The 20,674-nt window shown below is 44.8% G+C and carries 20 protein-coding genes; 5 read left to right on the forward strand and 15 right to left on the reverse strand.

Features of this window, described 5'->3' with window-relative positions; translation table 11 throughout:
• Positions 1-4 precede the first annotated feature (4 nt).
• The 10 genes from VA249_RS20490 to rlmC all read right to left on the reverse strand — a co-directional run bounded on the left by VA249_RS20490 (position 5) and on the right by rlmC (position 10,814).
• Positions 5-877, reverse strand: coding sequence for a patatin-like phospholipase family protein (locus tag VA249_RS20490; RefSeq protein ID WP_221070802.1), 873 nt, complete (start codon positions 875-877; stop codon positions 5-7).
• A gap of 186 nt (positions 878-1,063) precedes the next feature.
• Positions 1,064-2,212 (reverse strand): lactaldehyde reductase, encoded by a 1,149-nt coding sequence (gene fucO / locus VA249_RS20495; RefSeq protein WP_211918551.1) that lies wholly within the window; start codon positions 2,210-2,212, stop codon positions 1,064-1,066.
• 14 nt (positions 2,213-2,226) lie between these two features.
• On the reverse strand, positions 2,227-2,874 hold the full coding sequence (gene fucA / locus VA249_RS20500) for an L-fuculose-phosphate aldolase (RefSeq protein WP_221070807.1): 648 nt from the start codon (positions 2,872-2,874) through the stop codon (positions 2,227-2,229).
• Between the two features lie 27 nt (positions 2,875-2,901).
• Positions 2,902-3,333, reverse strand: a complete 432-nt coding sequence (fucU, locus tag VA249_RS20505) for an L-fucose mutarotase (RefSeq protein ID WP_221070809.1) — start codon at positions 3,331-3,333, stop codon at positions 2,902-2,904.
• Positions 3,326-4,771 carry an L-fuculokinase gene (fucK, locus tag VA249_RS20510; RefSeq protein WP_221070811.1) on the reverse strand — a complete coding sequence of 482 codons (1,446 nt, stop codon included), beginning with the start codon at positions 4,769-4,771 and terminating at the stop codon, positions 3,326-3,328. Before fucK ends, fucU begins: the two co-directional genes overlap by 8 nt.
• 41 nt (positions 4,772-4,812) lie before the next feature.
• Positions 4,813-6,561, reverse strand: coding sequence for an L-fucose isomerase (gene fucI, locus VA249_RS20515; protein WP_221070813.1), 1,749 nt, complete (start codon positions 6,559-6,561; stop codon positions 4,813-4,815).
• A gap of 31 nt (positions 6,562-6,592) precedes the next feature.
• Positions 6,593-7,903 (reverse strand): L-fucose:H+ symporter permease, encoded by a 1,311-nt coding sequence (gene fucP / locus VA249_RS20520; protein ID WP_221070814.1) that lies wholly within the window; start codon positions 7,901-7,903, stop codon positions 6,593-6,595.
• Positions 7,904-7,989: 86 nt separating this feature from the next.
• A complete protein-coding gene (locus VA249_RS20525) occupies positions 7,990-8,700 on the reverse strand; it encodes a DeoR/GlpR family DNA-binding transcription regulator (RefSeq protein ID WP_221070816.1) in 711 nt (236 codons plus the stop codon).
• Between the two features lie 227 nt (positions 8,701-8,927).
• Positions 8,928-9,569, reverse strand: coding sequence for a MarC family protein (locus VA249_RS20530; protein WP_221070819.1), 642 nt, complete (start codon positions 9,567-9,569; stop codon positions 8,928-8,930).
• Positions 9,570-9,683: 114 nt separating this feature from the next.
• Positions 9,684-10,814 carry a 23S rRNA (uracil(747)-C(5))-methyltransferase RlmC gene (rlmC, locus tag VA249_RS20535; protein ID WP_221070822.1) on the reverse strand — a complete coding sequence of 377 codons (1,131 nt, stop codon included), beginning with the start codon at positions 10,812-10,814 and terminating at the stop codon, positions 9,684-9,686.
• A 145-nt stretch (positions 10,815-10,959) separates the two neighbouring features.
• On the opposite strand from rlmC, the gene nfsA reads away from it, so the two are divergent.
• Positions 10,960-11,682: an oxygen-insensitive NADPH nitroreductase gene (gene nfsA, locus VA249_RS20540; protein WP_221070824.1), complete on the forward strand. Its 723-nt coding sequence runs from the start codon at positions 10,960-10,962 to the stop codon at positions 11,680-11,682.
• 128 nt (positions 11,683-11,810) lie between these two features.
• Here nfsA and VA249_RS20545 read toward each other — a convergent pair whose 3' ends face one another.
• Complete coding sequence (locus VA249_RS20545) at positions 11,811-12,422, reverse strand: TetR/AcrR family transcriptional regulator (protein ID WP_221070826.1); 612 nt, start codon at positions 12,420-12,422, stop codon at positions 11,811-11,813.
• Positions 12,423-12,683: 261 nt separating this feature from the next.
• Between VA249_RS20545 and VA249_RS20550 the strand changes: the two genes are divergently transcribed.
• The 4 genes from VA249_RS20550 to VA249_RS20565 all read left to right on the forward strand — a co-directional run bounded on the left by VA249_RS20550 (position 12,684) and on the right by VA249_RS20565 (position 17,335).
• Positions 12,684-13,499, forward strand: a complete 816-nt coding sequence (locus VA249_RS20550; RefSeq protein WP_221070828.1) for a TonB-dependent receptor — start codon at positions 12,684-12,686, stop codon at positions 13,497-13,499.
• A 12-nt stretch (positions 13,500-13,511) separates the two neighbouring features.
• On the forward strand, positions 13,512-14,633 hold the full coding sequence (locus VA249_RS20555) for a BamA/TamA family outer membrane protein (protein ID WP_221070830.1): 1,122 nt from the start codon (positions 13,512-13,514) through the stop codon (positions 14,631-14,633).
• A gap of 9 nt (positions 14,634-14,642) precedes the next feature.
• A complete protein-coding gene (locus VA249_RS20560; protein ID WP_221070832.1) occupies positions 14,643-15,707 on the forward strand; it encodes a DUF4056 domain-containing protein in 1,065 nt (354 codons plus the stop codon).
• Between the two features lie 317 nt (positions 15,708-16,024).
• A complete protein-coding gene (locus tag VA249_RS20565; RefSeq protein ID WP_221070834.1) occupies positions 16,025-17,335 on the forward strand; it encodes a dicarboxylate/amino acid:cation symporter in 1,311 nt (436 codons plus the stop codon).
• Between the two features lie 208 nt (positions 17,336-17,543).
• Here VA249_RS20565 and VA249_RS20570 read toward each other — a convergent pair whose 3' ends face one another.
• From VA249_RS20570 to VA249_RS20585, 4 genes are all read right to left on the reverse strand, one after another.
• Entirely contained in the window at positions 17,544-17,918 is a 375-nt protein-coding gene (locus tag VA249_RS20570) for a YkvA family protein (protein WP_221070836.1), read from the reverse strand.
• Positions 17,919-18,131: 213 nt separating this feature from the next.
• A complete protein-coding gene (locus VA249_RS20575) occupies positions 18,132-19,256 on the reverse strand; it encodes a M20 family metallopeptidase (RefSeq protein ID WP_221070839.1) in 1,125 nt (374 codons plus the stop codon).
• 9 nt (positions 19,257-19,265) lie between these two features.
• Complete coding sequence (locus VA249_RS20580; RefSeq protein ID WP_053303905.1) at positions 19,266-19,733, reverse strand: YjiG family protein; 468 nt, start codon at positions 19,731-19,733, stop codon at positions 19,266-19,268.
• On the reverse strand, positions 19,733-20,473 hold the full coding sequence (locus VA249_RS20585; RefSeq protein ID WP_128813384.1) for a nucleoside recognition domain-containing protein: 741 nt from the start codon (positions 20,471-20,473) through the stop codon (positions 19,733-19,735). Before VA249_RS20585 ends, VA249_RS20580 begins: the two co-directional genes overlap by 1 nt.
• Positions 20,474-20,674: the final 201 nt, after the last annotated feature.

Below are 20,674 nucleotides of genomic sequence, written 5' to 3' on the forward strand. Positions count from 1 at the left end.
TTCATTACACGCAAAAGTGGCAGTTTTCTCGATCTAAACCATGAACACCAGACAAATTGATTAGGTGATCACGGCCCGCTGCCAGTCCCATTTCATATCCCTCTAACAAAACAGATTGACGCATAGAAAGACGCTGGACATGAAATTCATCTGGCGGCGCGATCACCCGAATCCGAGTCCCCTCTGGAGGGTTACGAATAAACGCCAATGATTCGTTATAGTTCTCTGAGCGATGCAGCATGGCCTCTGCCATTTGTGGGTGCTCTGCAAAGAGTTTTTTCATCAACCACGGCGTTTTTACTGGTTTTTTCTCGTAATTTAGTGGGTGTGACAACACCACGGTAATGTCTCTTGCACCTCTGCGGTAGGCTTCACGAACCGGAATCGAATCGGCCACACCACCATCCGTATAACAACCACCTGAAAAGCAAGGAGTTCGTTTATATGCAATCGGCAATGCCGTTGTCGCCTCAATCGCGTTACCAAAATTCGCTCTATTTACGCGATAGTAATCCGCTTTGCCCGTATCTACATTCGTCGTTGCTGCTAAAAAAGGAATGCCATCAAAAAGCTTCGCTTCATCGACCGGATACAAACGATTGGATTCTTCAAATAACCATTTAACATCAATTAAGTCGCCGCCTTTTAAAAATCGACGAGGATCAAAAAAACGCTTACTGGTTGCTAATTTTGTGATCACATTGATACTGCGGTGCGGATAATCGGTCAAATATCCAATGAGATTTGATGCGCCTGCTGATACGCCAATCGCAAAATCAAACGGTTTGTAGTCTTGTTCTAAAAAGGCATCTAAAACGCCGCTAGCAAAAACGCCACGCATTGCGCCACCCTCGACGACGATTGCTTTTGTTGCCATGTTTCCCCCCAATAAATACGCTTCAAAGATTACTGAAATTCGTGCTACAGCAACAATCGGTTATTCTTATTATTGAGATAGATGATGTCTATTTATATCTGACGTTTAAAATGAAAACTAAATGTGCAAAAGCCTCGAACATAGTTTGCACGAGGCTTGATAGTGGATGCTGTTTATCTGAAAGAATTACAAACAAGCAAGATACAAATCTTCAATTTCTTTCGGCGTAGGCTGTCTTGGGTTTCCTCCCAAACAAGGGTCAGCAAGCACTTTATCTATCCAATTGTGGCAATCGTCTTTGCTAATACCCAATGCCTTGAATCCTGTTGGTATATCGACTCGCTTCGATAAATTACGAATCAACGTAATCGCTAACTCGGCACCTTGCTCATTCGTTAAGCCTGTAATGTCTCCTCCCATCACTTGAGCGATATCACGGAATCGCTCAGGACAACGCTCAGCATTAAATGCACAAACTTGTGGCAGCAAAATCGCGTTGCATACACCATGAGGCAGGTTATGCGTTGCTCCAGGTTGGTGAGCCATTGCATGAACTAAACCTAACCCCGCACTATTAAATGCCATTCCTGCTAAGAACTGCGCGTTAGCTAACTGCTCACGAGCTTCAATGTTCTTGCCATCTTCAACTGCAACAGGAAGCCACTGTGCGATGAGTTTGATCGCCTCTAGCGCTGTTGGTTTGGTTAACGTATGCGCGCCCGGTGTTACATAAGCTTCAACTGCATGTGTCAGAGCATCCATTCCCGTTGCCGCCGTAACATGAGCAGGCAGATTGATCATCAACATTGGATCGTTGACCGCAATATCCGGGATCTGCTTGGCATCAATAATCACCATTTTAACTTGGCGAGCTTCATCAGTAATCACCGAATTCGATGTCATTTCTGCCGCCGTACCCGCTGTCGTATTGATCGCGATGAAAAAATCCCCAGCGTTTGACACCTTGCCAACACCATCGTAATCCACAATATCCCCAGGGTTAGCCGCAACAATTCGAATCGCTTTGGCACAATCCACAGGACTGCCACCGCCTACAGCAATAAAACAATCACATTCATTCTCAACGTACACCGAACGACCTTCTCGTACCAACGTCGCGGTTGGGTTCGGGGTGACTTTATCAAACAATTCATAATCAATTGAGGCTTGATCAAGTAACTCAAGCAGATGATCGAGAATACCCAACTCGACTAAGTTTTTATCCGTAACGACCATTGCGCGCTTCACTGGTTGCTGACTCAATGTCGCAATAGCATCATCAACTGCGCCAACGCCTGAATAACTTAACTTAGGAAGATTTAATGCAAATGCCATGACTGAATGCTCCTTTATTTCTCAATACGTAAACCGTAAGACTTGAACTTCTCAAGCACCACTTGCATCGAAACATCATCTAAAACTGGAACATCTGGCGTCACCGCAAGTGTTTTCAAATACAGATCGGCCAAGACTTCTACTTCATGTGCTAACCACAACGCTTTTTCTAAATTCGCTTCACCCGCAATTAAGCCATGATGTTGAAGCAAAATCGCCTTGCTCTTCGAAATCCCCTCTTCAACATATTGCGCCAATTTTGCGCTACCAAATGTGGCATACGGAACACAAGGAATTTCTGTTGTGCCTGATGCAGCCACCATGTAATGAATCGCTGGGATAGGCTTATTCAAAATAGAGACAGCGGCACAGTTAATCGCATGGTTGTGCACAACCGCATTCACATCATCACGCTGTTGATAGCAAGTCAGGTGGAATAACCACTCAGAAGATGGCAATTTCCCATCTTCAAAGCTACCATCCTCGGCAACATACACAATATGGTCTGGCGTCAACTTGTCATAAGGAATGCCAGTTGGGGTAATCAACATACCATTATCAAAGCGCACACTCACATTGCCTGCTGTGCCTTGGTTTAATCCTAGACGCGTCATTTCTAAGCAGGTATCAATAATTTGTTGGGACAGTTCTACTCGGTTCATTTCTATATTCCTTAATCTTTTTTATTCTTAAAAAGTTGTCACGCCTTTTTTGAGGATGATGTTGCCATATTTGGCCGTCTCCCCAGTCAGCACCACTGCGTAGCACTGTTTAACTCGCTCATAAAAAGCAAAGCGCTCTACTCTTTCAATTTGTTCTTGTTTCACGTTGGCAACCGTCATTGCCTCTAGGTATTTTTTTTCCACATTAGGATCGAGCTCATCCCCAGGTACGGCTTGCATCATCACAACGGGTTGATCCACATACTGATCGAGCTCAAATAACGCCACGACCCCGGTTAACAAGGTATCCACGCCAACACCGTCACAACGGATCACATGTTGGCCGAAGGTATGAGCAGGAAAGTGCGCGTCAGCGAAAAGGATTTCATCGCCATGCCCCATTTCAGATAGGGTCGCTAAAAGCTTTGGTGAAATCGCTGGATGAATACCTTTAAGCATGGCTATACTCCTTGTCTGTGTCCGTTATTAAAATCGGATTCACTACTCGTAAACTCGGTTTCATTTTGCATTGGGCTGTTTGAATATTTGGGTAATAACCTGCGCCAGAAAACGCAAACATCGCCGCACCAATTACCGTTGCTTCAGCTTGCTCAACAATATGTAGTGGCCTTTGCAATGCATTAGCTCTCAATTGGTTCCACAGTGCGTTCTTGGTTCCACCACCGACAACAACCACGGGACCATCATTCAGATTGCAAAGCTGATTGAGATAATCAAAACGCTGCTTAAGCTGATGACTTAATCCCTCAAAAACGGCTCGAACGATCTGGCCTCGCGAGGTATGAATAGAGAGTCCCTCAATAGAACCTTGCCCTACCCCATCAACGCTGGTTGTAAAGTTCGGAGTAAAGATCACGCCTCCAGCCCCGGCTCCCGCCTCATTCGCCTCTTGGATCATGGTGGTGTATAGCTCGCCCGTGCTTTGCTCCGCAGTAAAAAACTGATTGGCAACCCACTCAACAACCGCACTGGATAACCATTGTGTTGCTGGGTTGTAGAAACCTTGAACGGAATCAAGTTCGACGGTCACGCCATTTTTTAATGCCATGGAATCAAGTTGAGGTCGTTGGCTACGAGCCATCAATATTTCCCATGTACCGGAACTTAAAAATGCCTGATTCTCTTCGGCGCCAGAACCAATTAATGCAAATTGAGTATCGTGACCGGCAGAGATAACCGGAATGTCACTCTTAATACCAAAGCTCTCTGCAACACTCTGATTAACCTTACCAACCACATCTCCCGCCATCACTAAAGGAGGGAAGTTCGCCTCTGATAAACCTAAGTAATTCAGAACTGAGCTACTCCACCCACAACGGTCTAGATCCGTCATCATCGATGTGCCAGCCATGGTGTAATCGGTTGTCATAACACCTGTCAATCGGTGCGTAATCATCGACGAAATGAACACAAATTTATCCATATCACTGAAAACTTGTGGCTCATGCTCTTTTAACCAACGCAGCTTGTACAAAGTGTTAAAACTGTAGTCCCCGATACCATTGTTCTGATAGAGTTCAAGACGGTCCAATTCAGATTCAACCTGCTTCATGGCCGTTAAAGTACGTGGGCATTTCCAAGAAATAATCGGGTAAATCTGTTTTCCTTGGCTATCGAATGGCGCACCATCAACACCAAATGTGGTCACCGTGAAAGCCAGAACATTGTCAGCGCCAACTTGAGAGACAACATGGCGGCCGCACTCAACTAATTTCTGCCAAATGTCTTCAAAATCCCAAACATGAAAGTCTGAGTTATTCGCATCGTTTTTCGTCGAATTTTTAATGAAGTGTGAAGCAACAATATTGCCTTTTGGATCAATGGCGATTGCACGTAAGTTCGTTGCACCACAGTCCAAAACAACCACTACTGACATAGAAACTCCTATTGGGGCGGAGTTTCCCCCGCCCACCGTAGTTACTTGTAAAGAGGACCGAAGTTGGCACAAGCACGGTAGTCTTGACCTTCTTTATCCTGGCCAAATGCACTCCATGTATGTGGTCGGAATACATCTTTGTCTTCGACGTTGTGCATCGCAACCGGAATACGCAACATGGACGCCAACGTAATTAAGTCTGCACCAACATGTCCATACGTGATCACACAGTGGTTTGCGCCCCAGTTTGCCATGACCGAGTAAACATCTTTAAATGCGCCCTCACCATTGATGCGTGGTACAAACCAAGTTGTTGGCCAAGTTGGGTTCGTGCGTTCATTCAATGTTTCATGCACTTCTTTCGGTAATGTGATGGAATGACCTTCTGCGATTTGCAACACAGGACCAATGCCTTTAATGATGTTAATTCGGTGCATCGTAAATGGCATGCCACCATGAGTTAGGAAGTTTGACGAGAAACCGCCTCCACGGAAGTATTCAACATCTGCTGGTGGCCAACGAGTTGCACTCAAACATGCCTCTGCGTCTTCTGCGCTCATATCCCAATGAGGCTTAATGACCGCTTCACCGTGTTGATCTTTTGCTTCACCAGAACCATCTAGCGCAGCAGAACCTGAGTTAACTAAGTGAATGAAACCTGCTTCAGGTCGATAGCCGCTGACACGTTCAACAGAATCCTGAGACCAGTATGTACGCACATCACAGAACACTTGTGCTTGACCAGTTAGCATTTTGCCAAACAACATGTTGACACCATTTAGACTGTCATTCTCTGTGGCGATAACAAACGGTTCACGGATGCCATTCCAGTCAAAGGATGAGTTGAGGATAGCTTCACTAAAGTCACCATTCGGCAAATGATCGGTCCAGTGACGCTGACCTTGGAAACCACCAACCACGGCATTGTGACCAAGCGCTTCTTCGCCAAAGCCCATTTTGGCCAATTTTGGGTTGCCTTCCATTAGGTCACGCATAATCATGGTCATCTTAACCACAGTTTCCCAGTCTTCTTTCTTACGCTCTTCATCCATTGCAATGCGGTTGTAATCTTTGCCCTCTTGGCAGTGCTCTTTGGTCCACGCCAATGCAAGTTCAAACTCTTCTTTATCAAAGATTTCACGGTCTAGGCGGCGTTTAATTTCTGTCATGTCGACATACTCATTACGCATACCCAAGTAGTGCTGGAAGAATGGCTGGTCGACAATTGAACCTGCAATACCCATCGAAACAGAACCCATCGACAGGTAAGACTTACCGCGAATACTTGCCACCGTTAAACCCGCGCGACAGAAGCGTAAGATTTTGTCTTGTACATCCGATGGAATAGAGGTGTCGTCTTTGTCTTGAACTTCTTCACCATAGATTGAGAACGCTGGCAAACCAACTTGAGAATGTCCTGCCATTGCTGCTGCAAGATATACTGCCCCAGGACGCTCTGTACCATTAAAGCCCCAAATCGCTTTAGGCATATGCGGATCCATATCGATGGTTTCCGTGCCATAACACCAGCAAGGCGTCACAGTAATACTTAAGCCAACGTTTTCGCGTCTAAATTTATCTGCACAAGCTGCGGCTTCCGCTACACCACCAATCGTAGAATCTGCAATAACACACTCAACGACTTCACCACTTACATGACGAACATTTTCTGCAATGAAGTTGGCAAGGTTCTTTGCCATGTTCATCGTTTGCTCTTCTAGCGATTCACGTACACCAAGACGACGACCATCAATTGTAGGGCGGATACCGATTTTGACTAAGTTGTTCATTTTTAAATTCTCTTATTTCACATTAATCTAATTATTTTTCGATTTGGTAGCCTTTAAGGCCAAAGTAAACGAGGTAAGCAAAGCCTATAAGTGGGATAACGAAAGCGGCTTGAATACCCATTGAGTCTGAAAGTTGTCCCATGATTGCTGTTAGTACAGCACCACCAAGGATTGCCATGATTAAGCAGCTACCTCCGAATTTGGAGTCACCACCTAGGTCTTGTAGAGATAGACCAAAAATTGTTGGGAACATCAGAGACATACATGCAGAGATACCAACCAATGCATAGGCGCCTGTAACACCACCGACGGTCATCAACACAAGCACAAGTAGAGAAGCAACCAAAGCAAGTGCCGCAAGTAATTTTTCAGGCGCGATGTACTTCATCAGGCCCACACAGATAAAGCGGAATGCGCTAAACACAACGATAGAAGCAAGTAAGAAGTTTGATGCGTCGGCCTCTGTTCCACCCACTTGTGTCATTACATAGCGAATGGTCCAAGACCAACAGCCTATCTGACAACCCACGTAGAAAAACTGCCCAATGACACCGCGTACAAAATGTTTCTTTTGTGCTAGACGGGCAAATGTCGCTCTCATTGAGTGATCGGCACCATCACTCACCATGACTTCTTTCGCTTTTGGCATTTTCGTGAACGCAATGGCTAACCAAACGACTACGATGACAGCAGCAACCGCAAGATATGGCATCATTACTGCGTCAAGTTCTGCGGTTTGAATCGTACTTAACTGCTCTGGAGACATTGCGGCACGTTCTGCATCAGAAGCGGGATGAAGTTGAGAAAGAATGTAGAACTTACCAATCAAGACACCGGTAATTGAACCCACAGGGTTAAATGCTTGCGCAATATTTAGTCGGCGAGTAGCGGTTTCTTGCGGCCCCATTGCAATAATGTAAGGGTTAGCACTGGTCTCGAGAATAGAGAGACCACCAGCCAAAACAAACAAAGCCATTAGAAACGGTAAGTATTCCATCGCTTGAGCCGCTGGATAGAACAGCAATGCACCAGATGCGAAGAGGCCTAAACCAAGTAACACGCCCGCTTTATAGCTGTAGCGCTGAATAAACAGAGCAGCTGGTAATGCTAGAACAAAATAAGCTCCGTAGAATGCCGTCTGTACTAAGCCAGATTGCATGTCGGTTAACGTAAATACCTTTCTAAACTGTGCAATCAATACATCAGTCATATTATTTGCCAACCCCCATAAAGCAAAGCAAGAGGTAAGCAAAATAAAAGGTATTAGTACAGACTTTGGAATAACTTCGTCATTCCCTTTCTTTATTTCTGGTTGTGGTGCGGATGATAAAATGTCAGTCATTTTAAATTCCTTTAGGTACAGTCATTCCCCTCATTATTTTTATAGGAATGAGTTTCACGTTATTGGATTATATTTATATTTACTTTTTATTTACTTATTGAGGCATTAGATATCACTAAATTTATTTCATCTAAGCCACAAATTCTTAGTAAGCCTTTCTTTTTATATTTGCTTTTATCGGCTAACAAAATTACTTTATCAGAAACGTCTATAAACGTTTTCTTTATCTCATAGTTGTATTCGTTCGAGTCCCATACTCCTGAGTGCTCATCGAAGCCAACACAAGAGATTACACATAAGTCTAGCGCCATTTCAGACAAGGTATTCCTCGCAATCATTCCATAGAATGCTTTATATTTTTCAGAAAAATACCCACCTAAACTAATAATACTAATATTTTGTTTTCCACATAACACATTGATGTTATTAATCGAATTCGTGACTACGGTACATCTTATATTTGGCATTGATTGAGCAACTAACCAACTTGATGAACTTGCATCTAAGCCAATAACTGAGCCCTCGTATATATTCGATATCACTTGATCGACCAAGTACTTTTTATCATCAATGTTACTGCAAGCACGGTTATTAAATGAGGTTCCCTCATCTTGATACTGTTTTCCAACCGCTCCGCCATGAACTCGAACAAGTTCGCCTTTCTTATCAAGTAACTTTAGATCCCTTCTTATTGTCTCGACGGATACTTTTAACTCTTCCGATAAGTCAACAACAGATACTTGTCCCACTTTCGCGATAATTTTGAGTATATAACTTGCTCTTGTGGCTGCTTGCATTAATAACGAACTCGATAACTTTCAATGACTGCGATATTAATTTAAATGGAGGTAAATACTGCGATGCTCATCACAAGCAACTTCTGCCTGCCCACTTTTGACCGAAAAGGTGAATACCCACACAAAAAAACGGGCATTTGATGTGAGAAACGGGCACGAAAGGCGAATTCAAGTCAAAAAAAAGCCCAAACGGTCAAGTTCGGGCATCATTTAAATAACACAGTCAATTATGAAAATACGGTCTTGTACGCTTCTGCTGCTCCGTCGATAAACATCTGAGTACCAATCACCGCAAGGATCAAGCCCATCATCTTAGTAATCACGTTTAGAGCGCTTGGGCCGACCGCTTTGACTAAACGGTCACCAAATAAAAACAATACATAGGTGATCAAACATAAGACCGCAAACGACACTATGGTGATGATCGTCTGATCAAACCCGCCCGCCGTGGCAAAGTTCATGGCGGTCGCTATCGTTCCTGGCCCAGCCAAAATAGGCATTGCTAGAGGCGAAACTGCAATACTCAAAGCGGCTTGTTGTTGAGCAGGAGAATAGGCCTTTTCTTTGGTTTTTTGATGTGTCGATTCACCTTGTAACATGCGGAAACCGATCATGAAAACTAAGATGCCTCCAGTAATACGTAAGGCATATAAAGTAATACCAAACAGATCAAAAATGAGTTTTCCGGCGACTGCAAATACCGTCACAATCAAAAAAGCAAAAAACACCGAGCGAAGCGCGATCGAACGCACCGTCTCTTTCTCTTCATCCGCCGTCAAGCTCAAAAAAATGGGAATATTGGCTATCGGATTCATAATGGCAAAAAAGCCCATAAACACCGTAACGGTATGCAGGATCAGTTCTTTCATGCAGGTCACTTCTATAAACTATTGATTCTGATACCCAGTATAACCAAATTCCCCACTCACTCACGGACTAAATTTCAATCTAATCGTACACATCACAAGCAAAAATACTATCGACTAGCGTCTTTCTAGCAGCATCATTGCTTCTGTGTGATCCGTATGAGGAAACATGTCAAACCACTGACAGCGTAATATCTTGTAGCTCGACATCACCAACAGATCTTTGACCATCGTCTCTGGATTGCAGCTTGAGTAAATCACGTATTTCGGCCCAGACAGTTCCAATTGTTCAGCCAATGACACCCCCAATCCTCTTCGAGGAGGATTCACCAATATCAACTCTGGCATTTTCTCTTGTGATTGGGAGAAACTTCCCGAATCCAATGCGGCAAAGTCGAGATTATCAATACCCATCATTGCGGCTGAACGCTTTGCACTTGCGATCGCCTCGGCTTCAATTTCAATTCCCGTGACTGAGGTATGCTCTGATGCACAATGCAAACCAAAACCGCCAACACCACAGAAAAGATCCCACATGGTCTTAGGTTTAATCTCTGCCACCCATTGCTGTGCAGTGGCATAGAGTTTTTCGGCCACCTGTGGATTGGTTTGAAAAAAGCTCTTAGGTCTTATCACCAAAGGAACATGATTAAAGCGCTCAAGTAAACTCTGCTGCTGAGTGAGAAATATTTCTTCTTCCCCTTCAAGACGCGCCATATGGACAGGCTGAATATTCACCGTCACAACCGTTACATTAGGAAAGGCTTGCTGCAAGCGAGGTAAATTCGCTCGTACCCGTTCCAAAGCCAAGTCACTGCGCATCACAAATCGCAGCATGAATTCACCACTATTTTGCGCTCGCGTCAGCAACACGAATTTCAATTCACCTTTCTTTTTAACTTTGTTGTAAGGCGGTATACCAGCTACGCGAATCCAGTCTTGCAAATAGCTTAAGAACTGCTGCGTCTCATCAGGATAAAGAGGACAATTAACTAACGATAATGGTGAACCATCTTGCACGTTTTCAATGCCTAGCGTGGGTTGATGCGCCGCCCCAAGTGCGATCATCTTTGCCTTATTGCGAAACTGTGTTTTCTCACTCAGCACTGGCGGTAACCACTCTTTTGGAGAAAATGGGGCAAACATCGCCCTCAGTCGAGCGTCTTTCTGCTCTACTTGAAGTGAGTATGGGATGTCGCTGTTTTTACAAGAAGCACAACGCTGCTGAGCAAAGAATTCACATCGCATGATGAATCGCCGTTTCAAAGAAAAAGCGCAAGTCTAGCTCTCTACTCTCGCTTTACTATTCTGATTATTTACCATGACGATAAAAATGTTTATGTTGTACAAACAAAGGTAAAAAAACGCATTAGAAAAACAAGGACGCTACCTCGTGAACAGTACCATTCAAACCATCTTAAACCACCGTTCAATTCGAAAGTTCCGCTCTGAAGCAATTTCGAGTGAACAACTACAAACCATTATCCAAGCCGGATTAGCCGCATCGTCATCAAGTATGTTGCAAGTCGTGTCTATTGTTCGAGTCACCGATCTTGAAAAGCGTAAACGGCTCGCACAATACGCAGGCAATCAGGCTTATGTCGAAAGTGCCGCGGAGTTTTTGGTGTTTTGTATCGACTACCAACGCCACATCAGCATCAACCCAAATGTCCAAGCAGACTTTACTGAATTGACGCTCATTGGTGCGGTTGATTCAGGCATTATGGCGCAAAACTGTTTGCTTGCCGCGGAGTCTATGGGATTGGGGGGCGTCTACATCGGCGGTTTAAGAAATAACGCAGAAAAAGTGGATGAGCTGCTCAAATTGCCTCAAGGCTCTGCCGTGCTATTTGGCATGTGTTTAGGCCATCCTGATCAAAGCCCTGAAATCAAACCCCGTTTACCAACTCATGTCATCGTACATGAAAATCAATATGAACCGCTTAACTTAGATGATATTCAGCACTACGACCAAGCGATGCAGAGTTATTACGCAAATCGTACGAGTAACCAAAAACAGAGCACTTGGTCTCAAGATGTATGCACTAAACTCTCTGGTGAGTCACGCCCACACATTTTACCTTACTTAAATAGCAAAGGCTTAACTAAGCGTTAAAAGACAAGTGCCCCGTGAAAAGTCACAGGGCACTCGGTTGAATGAGCTTGAATCGCTTACCGGTTTTAACACTCAAAAAGATTATGATTTCCAGTGCTCTTCACTCAATACGAGCAAGTCTGCGATGCCTAACCGGTTGGCGATGATCCTCGATAGCCATCCAAAAATAGCGTCAGAATATCATCAACCGTTTTCTTGCGTTGTTCTAAAGTCGGTTCATCTTGATTGGTAACCAACTGTGGCCACAAGAAGTTTCCTTTCAACAGACACATCAGCATATTACTCATTATGACAGGGTCGTGGGGCTTGATCCTTTTATCATCAATCGCTTGGGCAAACCATAATTCTAACTGCTGATCTTGCCGTTGAAGTTGATGTAAATAGCTGCCAGCAAACTCAGGGGTGCGAATAAACTCGCTGATGACCATTCTTGCTAATGGCAGCCCAAAATCTTCATACATCGAATCGAGCTTAGCATGCAAGTATTTCCTGAGCTGAGCATCCAGATCTACCATTGGACAATACTGCAATTGTAACTTTGCTCTCTGTTTGTCTAGGACCGCTTGTATCGATTCAATAAACAGCTGATCTTTACTCTCAAAGTGGCGATATAAAGTCCGTTTCGATGTGGCCGCACGCTCGCATACTTTATCCATGTTAGCGCAACTAAAGCCATGCTCGATAAACTCTCGTTGAGCAGCTTCGATAAGCGCTAGGCGTTTTTTTTCTGAAAGTTTCATTTTTCTCGATTTACTGCCCGCTAAAAGTGGGGCAGGAGTATAACGCACACAAATAAAATGTACACTTTAAAGTTTACTTTTGTATTTTTTCAAGTAACATGCGCTCGCCGATGTTAAAGCACCTTATAAAATTCATAACGCTTAACTCAAGCTTTGGCGCTTTGTCTTCCTGACGAAGTAATAATTTTCTGTGATACCAATACCGCAGGTAATTTTTTACCTACGGCGTTTTTTTGCTTGTCACGCTCAATGAAGTTCACTATGAAATTACGTTCCTTATTCTTAGCTTGCTCGTGTCTATTCACCGGAATAGCCAATGCCGACTCCATCTCTCTGCCTATCTGGAAAGAAGAAGCAGAAGCACTCGGCTACAACCTGCCAAAACCCTTTGGTCTAAACCTTAGCTACATGAGTATGGAGCAAGGTATCAATGTCAATTCCATCGCATTGAAAAACGTCAAGTGGGGGTCTTTAAACTTAGACGGACTTCCTTTAGAGGCAGGGGCCGGTAAACAAGCAACAGATGTTATGACCCTGCGTGCTGATGTGTGGCTATTCCCTTTTTTAAACCTTTATGGATTAGTTGGAACGTTAGACGGCTACTCTGAAACCACCGTTAAACTAAAAGCTTTTGGTCATACGTTACTTGAAACGCCTTTCCGCCTAGATCTGGATGGCTATACCTATGGCGGCGGCTTTGTTCTTGCTGGCGGTTACAAACAGCTATTTGCACTTGTCGATGCAAGTTATACCCAAACCAACCTGAATGTCATCGATGGCGCAATTGACGCTATTGTGGTATCTCCTCGAATTGGTTATGACTTCAATAACCATGGTGTACCGGTGCGTTTTTGGGTCGGTGCGATGTACCAAAATGTCGAGCAAGAGCTAGCAGGAACGCTCAAGCAAGCGGGTATTAATCTACCCGGTCGATTTGAAGTCAAACAACAACTGACCTCAGAGTGGAATACCATCGCGGGTATGCAATACCAATTCAATGAAGATTGGTATCTCTTGGGTGAAGCTGGCTTTGGCGATCGTAAAAGTATTTTCTTCTCTATTGATCGTCGATTCTAAGGCAAAGACAAGATGAAAGCATCGCACCACATCGCGATTACAGCGCTACTCTGTACTCCGTATGCACTTGCAGAGCAAGCTGAGCCAAGCTTAATGGACGATATCTTGACTAAGCTAGGCTCTAGCGAAAGCGTAGACGAATCTAAGCTGATTGACTGGGGCGTATTGCCAGGACCATTCGTGAATCCAGAGCAAGGCTTTGGTATTGGCGTGGCAGCCGTTGGCTTGTACACCCCTTATGATTGGCAAAAAGGCGATCCTTATTCCACGGTCACTGTATCATCTTACGGTTCGAGCTCAGGCTCTTATGGCTTAGGGATAAACAATCGCACTTACTTAAAAGGCGACAAGATTCGTCTTCTTGGGGAGGCGTGGATCAGCCATACACCCGGATACTATTGGGGCCTTGGCAGTCAAGCAGCAGAAAATAATAGTAATAAAGTGCAATACGAAGGCCAGCGTTTGCATCTGAGCCCCAAAATCGCGGTAGAAATTGCCCCAAATACCTATGCAAAACTTGGCTGGCAATGGCAGTCGTTTAGCAAAGTCGAGGGGGTTGATGGCGATATTCTTCCATCCGAGGTGACCAATGCCACCAGCAGCGGTGTGTTACTTGGAATGGAATACGACACGCGCGACTTTGAACCAAATCCAATGCGCGGCCAATTTCTTGATATTGAATGGATAGCCAATCGCGATTCACTTGGCAGTGATGAAAGCTACGATAACCTCGTCGCCAACTACCGTCTATACCAACAGTGGTCTGACACTACCATCATCGCAATGGAGGTATATTCGCAATCGATTTTTGGCGATGCGCCTTGGTTTGACTATGCCCAACTCGGTGATGACCAACGCATGCGTGGCTACTACCAAGGACAATATCGCGATAAACATCAACTTTCTACTCAAGTCGAGCTGCGCCATACCCTGTCTGGTAGGCACGGCATTGTCGCTTGGGTTGGTGCAGGCAACATTGCCCCAACCTATCACGATTTATTCGAGAGTGGCTGGCTGCCAACCGTAGGCGTGGGTTATCGCTTTGCCTTTAAAGCGCGCATTAACGTACGCGTAGATTTAGGTGTCGGCAAAGACAGCACTGGTTTTTATTTTCAAATTAATGAAGCATTCTAGGAGTAGGGTTTGAAAAAAACAGCACTATTACTACTAAGCCTTTGTAGTGGATTCGTCCAAGCACAAGAATTAAAAGCGCCTATCGGTGTTAGGCCATGTTGTGCTTTCGGTGTTGATCTCAAAGCCCAACTAGGAAGCGTGCCTGTCCCATTTTTCTCACTTGAGAATGTATTATCAAGCAATGAAGTGGGCACTCACCACTACAACGATGGTAGCGCCTCCGTATCTGGTAGCTTTCTTGGCTTTAACGAAGAGGCCAATGGTATTATCTTTACCGAGCTCGGTGGTTTTATTGATACCGCACATGTGCGTGATACGGCCGATTACACCTACTACCTGTTTCAGTTGAATCGACATTATTTAGGTCGCGCTGCACACTTAGATTTACCCGCAGAATTGCGCGTGCGCAGAATTCATTGGTATCAACAAAACGTCAAATTGCCAGAGCAAGAACAAATTAAGCGCAGCGCTCAAGCTGCGGCGCTGACTGCGTTTCGTTTGGCACAATGGCATGAGATTGCCCAGTGGTTTGGTATGGTTTCTGTTAGTGGTTTTAAAGAACTGGCATCGGCGTTCTCTTCGGAAGATCTCTATTCAAACATGCTAGGCGCGACACTCGCAAAGCAAGTTTTAATAAAGAATCCAGACCTTAATCAAAAAGCATTTTCTAAAGCGATGGATACGGCATTTCAGCGTGCGCTTAACGATCTAAAAGCACAACCGAGAAGCACGACCAAAGAAAAAATCCAGCAGCTCGATGGAACATGGTGGGACAGTTCTAGGCGTTTACCTGATAAATGGGTGGTACGATTCCGTGATTATCATTTAGCGCTCAACTTAACCCCGAATTACCCAGGTGCCGATCATACGTTGTCATTATCAGCGTACTTTGATGATCAGCAACTCATTGATCAGTGGATGAACGTAGAGTTTGTTGCCAATCGACAAGAAAAGGCGTTTTCTTCATTACCTAAACCAATGAGATCTCAAACCATTTGGACTCCAGATGATTTTCAAACATTGGCTGATTTCGCCCGTTCAATGGATGATAAAGCACGCCCAACGCTAAAATAACCAGCTTCAACATTGAATAAACGATGCCTATTTATGCACTAGGCATCGTCATTTGTTGAGCTATGCAATACATTGGCTATTCATCACAAATGTAAGAAAACATTTCTACTAGTTGTATATTCCACCAAATTGTTATCACCTAGACATTAATTCCGCCAAATACGTTAACAGGCCGTTAAATTACCAAGTCAAAAAGTGACCGCTCTCACATCTAAAGATCATTCAGAGGATTATTCTTTCGTATTTTTTCACTCCGCTGCTAACCTGCTCGCCGCCTTGAAGTGAACTTAAGGTGCATAACTATAAGGAGTGTTCTCATGAATACCAAGAAACCGATGTCGCTCACCAGCCGCGTAATTTTGGGTATGGTCGCGGGTATCTTGACAGGATTTGCAATACGCACACTTTTCGCCGACAACGGATTTGTCGACGCATACATTGTTAATGGATTATTCGAAGTTGGTGGACAGATCTTCGTTGCCAGCTTAAAAATGCTTGTTGTACCGCTAGTGTTTGTTTCGCTTGTTTGTGGTACTAGCTCTCTAAAAGACCTGTCTACATTGGGTCGTATGGGTGGTAAAACCCTCGCTTTCTACGTAGCGACTACCGCTATCGCAATCACTCTTGCTCTAACCATGGGTACGTTGTTCCAGCCAGGTGCTGGTGCCGATCTAACCGCTGCAAGCTCATTCAAATCAGCAGAAGCGCCGTCTTTGGGTCAAGTGATCATTAATATGTTCCCAACTAACCCAATCAGCGCAATGGCAGAAGGTAAAACCCTGCAAGTTATTGTGTTCGCCGTTCTATTCGGTATCGCGATCAGTGCTGCCGGAAAACCTGGCGAGCGTATCGCAGCGTTCTTTGCCGATCTAAATGAAGTGATCATGAAACTGGTTGCCATCTTAATGCACCTTGCTCCATACGGCGTGTTTTTCCTAATGGCAAAACTCTTCACGGGCTTGGGACTTGGCGCAATTTTGAACCTCGCTGAATACTTCGTGGTGTTAGCAGGCACACTATTGCTGCATGGTCTCGTCACTTATAGCTTGATGCTAAAAGGGTTTACTGGGCTCAGTCCGATGAAATTCCTACGCAAGATGGAAGACGCTATTATGTTTGCTTTCTCTACCGCATCATCGAACGCAACCATTCCAGTGACCATGGAAACAGCAAAATACCGCATGGGTGTTGAGAACCGCGTATCATCGTTCACCATCCCCCTAGGTGCAACGGTGAACATGGACGGCACGGCGATCATGCAAGGTGTGGCGACAGCGTTCATCGCACAGGCATTCAACATCGACCTAACTATGGGTGACTACCTAATGGTTATCATGACGGCAACATTGGCGTCTATCGGTACCGCAGGTGTTCCTGGTGTTGGTCTCGTCATGTTAGCAATGGTATTGAACCAAGTAGGCCTACCGCTTGAAGGCATTGCCCTTATCATGGGTGTGGACCGTCTACTTGATATGATTCGTACTGCGGTGAACATCACAGGTGATAGCGCGGTGACCATCATTGTTGCTAAATCGGAGGGCGCATTGGATGAAGCGCGCTTTAACGACCCTGCGGCAGGTGTCGCTGAAGAAGAGGTGCACTGGAAACGGGCTCAAGCTCAAAGTTAAGCGACTCAAATATCCTGTCTAAATGAAAGCCCCAATGGAAACATCGGGGCTTTTGTTGTTTTTGTGTCTCGGTACACTTTGATTTTTTGACACCTTGGTTTTTGAGACCGTGTTTTTTGAAACATTGGTGTTTGGATACATTAGTGTTTGGAGACATTAGTTATTTGAAACATTGGGGGTTGGGGACGCTTTAAAATAGATAACAACCCTACTCCGTCATCGAAGTCAGCTTTTCTCTCGCTTGTTCTTCATGCTCTTCAGTGATCGCATTTCCAACCGAATTCGCAGCTAAAGTCAGGGCGGCCATATCATCGGTAAAGCCAACGCCCGCTAGCATATCTGGAACCATATCGGTTGGTAACACAAAGTAAGCCAAAGCTCCACCGAGAATGGCTTTGTGTCGCGTCGCCGTTTTAGAGTCCGTCATTGCAAGCCAAGATTTAATACCCATCACGGCAATTTCTTCACCGGCTTTCTTAACGGAATTTTTCATTTTACGCCAGAACATCTTCTCATCTGGCGCTTTCATTGTTTGGTCAATGGCGTCATTAGGCGTCGACGGTAAAGACACATTGGTTGTCATTGTTGTCTCCGAAATTTATGACTGTGGCACACATATTATATAAGTAAATCTGAACGTAAGATTAATAATGAACGCTGATAACGAAAAAAATTTAATAGGCTAAAAAGAAAAATCCCCAAACCGAAGTCTGGGGATTACCTTTTAGAGAGCCTAGTTTTGAGCTAAACCGCTTATCTAGTTTTGACTAATAATCTATAGTTTTAACTAATAAGCTTATTGAGCCATCTTCTCTAGCACACGCATCAGCATTTTGATGCGCGGTTCAATGGATTCAAGCAACAAGTACTCTTGGTCACTGTGGAAACCTGCGCCAATTGGACCTAAACCATCTAGCGTTGGTACGCCTAGAATCGCCGTGTTGTTTGCATCTGAACCACCGCCAACTTCATGCCATTTGATGTCAATCGCAAGCTCTTGAGCGGTTTCTTCTACCAAAGCCATCAAACTGTCTGTTTTTGAGCTAGGGATCATAGATGGCTTATACGCTTCGCGAGTCAAACTGATACTGACACCATCAACAAACGGCGTAGTAACCAAACCATTTAGCTTACTGTCGACATCATCGTACTCTTCATTGCTCCAAAAGCGCACATCAACAATCGCTTCCGCCTGTTCAGGAACAATATTTGCGCCATTGCCGCCAGAAACGACACCAACATTGAGTGTTGTACCAGATTCAAAATTGGTCATCGCATTGATTGCCAAAATCCAGTTCGCCATCTCTGTGATCGCACTGCGACCATTCTCTGGTTCGTTACCTGCGTGTGCAGCAACACCATTAAAAGTGATTTTGTAACACGCCATGCCTTTGCGTGCTTTCACTAGACCGCCGTCCGCGCGCGCCGCTTCACAAACCAACACGTTCTTCGCGTCTTTTGCTACCGATTGAATCCAGTCAACAGAATCCAAAGATCCTGTCTCTTCATCTGGGTTCATACAGACAGCAATAGACAGCTTATCTAACACCGATTGGTCTAGATTGCGCATCGCATACACGATGTTAAGCAAGCCAGACTTCATATCCGATACACCCGGACCGTACGCTTTCTCAGCGTCTTGAGACATTGGACGCAGCTCAGCGGTACCGACAGGGAAGACCGTATCCATGTGACCGATCAGCATTACGTCGATGTGCTCGGCTTCCGGCTTGTTACGAACTTCAAGACCGACACCCGCTTTGCCACAGTCGATGCGCTTTACGCTCCAACCAGACATCGCTTCATACTTCTCTTCAAATTGAGAAGCAATAAACTCAATACCGTCCGTTGTGTAAGTACCACAATCAACGTTAATGAGTGGGCGCAGCTCTTCAAGATAGTCATTTAGAGAGAATTGCATGGCTCACTCCTAGACAAACAGGTTCATGACTAGCATTGCACCAAACGCGTTCAATACTGAGATTGCAATCATGATTGGGATGTAACGACCTTCCGTTCCGATAGGACCCATGATCCGGCCCATGTACTGAACTTGAGAACCCATTAGGTAGATAGCAGGCGCTAAAATCGCAATGTGCGTGCCGTTTAGGATACCTTGGTCAAATAGCGTGATCACTACGCCCACCGCGCCGCCCATCGACATCCAAGCACCGATCAATACCGCAGCTGCTTCACCCGGAAGACCAAACACCGCCATGATTGGAGAAAACACCGTGCCCATCAGATCCAACGCGCCTGTGATTTGCAGCGCTTTGATGATAACGAACGCCATCAATACGTTAGGAACCGTAGAGGTAGTCGCAATCACCCAACCTTTCTTAGCACCCTCGACGAAGATATCCGTCACCATTGGTTTTTTCGCTTTTACGTCACCCATTATGCCGTCTCCTCTTTTAGGTTCTCAGATTTGTTTTGGTCTTGTTTATCTTCTTTACCTTCTGTGATGTTTAGGTAGATACGGAATAGGTTCGCACCGATGATCTTAAATGCGAACATCACCACAACCGCCAAACCAATAGAAGACGTTACCGCTAGAGAGCCGTCTGCCATCGTCAATGTGAACAACACAGCACCCGATGAGAAGAAGTTCACGATAGTTGCACCTGCAGTGAACTGGAACATGGTAAATACGTCCGTTTCACGCTTAGTTAGGTGACCTTCATCTTTTAGCTGACGCGTCATTGCCGCACCTGCATCGGTACTTTGTAGAGAAGCAATCAGAGCCAGACCAGAGTTACCAGGGATACCCATTAGAGGACGTAGAAGAGGAGTAAGAAGCTTACGAGCCGCTTCAAGCGCACCGTAGTGCTCAAGAACGTTGATCATACCTAGCGCGAACATAACGGTTGGGATCAAAGTAAGCGCAAAAATGAAACCGTCACGAGCACCGCTACCACCAGTACCACGGAATGACGTCGTCGCCGCTTGTACTGCACCATCCGCACCTTCCGTTACGCCGTACGCAACTTTACCAAAAGAGCCATTAAGAGTCGTAAAGTCAAATACACCGTACCATTCGTTCGATTGCATAAGACCAGAGAAGAACACAACAGCAAACGCAAGTGCAATGTAGCACCCGATCGTCACCTTGCGTTCAGATTGAACAGGATTTGTCATAAATTCACCTATATATGTGGAACAGAACACATAGATGATCCCTTGAAGTACGTGCTAGAGAGATGATCGAAATCAATCCGTTTGCCGAACAACTCCCTTACTCAGTTATGAAGTTTTATTTTATGATTTGAATCACATTTAAAAGATAATAAATATTTATTACGACAACAAAGCGCATTTATCTAAAACGAATGCACCATT

Source organism: Vibrio alfacsensis (assembly GCF_019670485.1).
Taxonomy (GTDB): domain Bacteria; phylum Pseudomonadota; class Gammaproteobacteria; order Enterobacterales; family Vibrionaceae; genus Vibrio; species Vibrio alfacsensis.